The organism is Pseudomonas sp. EL_65y_Pfl2_R96, from assembly GCF_963970905.1.
In the GTDB taxonomy this organism is placed as follows: Bacteria; Pseudomonadota; Gammaproteobacteria; order Pseudomonadales; family Pseudomonadaceae; genus Aquipseudomonas.
Genome location: NZ_CAXAQH010000401.1, coordinates 1 through 433, shown reverse-complemented (window position 1 = coordinate 433; position 433 = coordinate 1). Strand labels below are relative to the sequence as shown.

Sequence of the window (433 nt, the reverse complement as noted above, 5' to 3'; positions counted from 1 at the left end):
CTTGGCGACAGTGGTCGCCTGATCGTTTGCGTTCTGCACCGATTCGAGCCGGATCACCGCGCCATCGGCATAAGGGTTGGGGTGCGCGGCGCAGTCGCCGATCGCGAAGATATCGGGCAGGCTGGTGCGGCACAGCGCATCGACGCTCACGCCATTGCCGCCGTCCGCGCCCGCGGCGAGCAGCGGGGCGACGGCGGGGATGATGCCGATGCCGACGATGACGAGGTTGCCGGGCAGCACCGTCACATCGGCCAGGCGCACGCCGCTGGCAGCCCCGTTCTCGCCGACGATCGACTCGACGGTCACGCCGGTGCGCAGATCCTTCACCATCTGGTATGGCTGCAGCACGTAAGAGCGGATCTGGTGGCCCCAGCCGATATCGGTCTTCCCCGCATTCTCGGCATTGGCCGCAGCTTCGCGGATCGCCAGTTCG

Annotated in this window: 1 protein-coding gene; it reads right to left on the bottom strand. The window is 67.7% G+C overall.

Going from position 1 to position 433, the window contains the following annotated elements:
• Positions 1-433 (bottom strand): FAD-dependent oxidoreductase (locus AACY49_RS31270; RefSeq protein WP_339528220.1); only part of this gene is annotated, 433 nt, incomplete at both ends.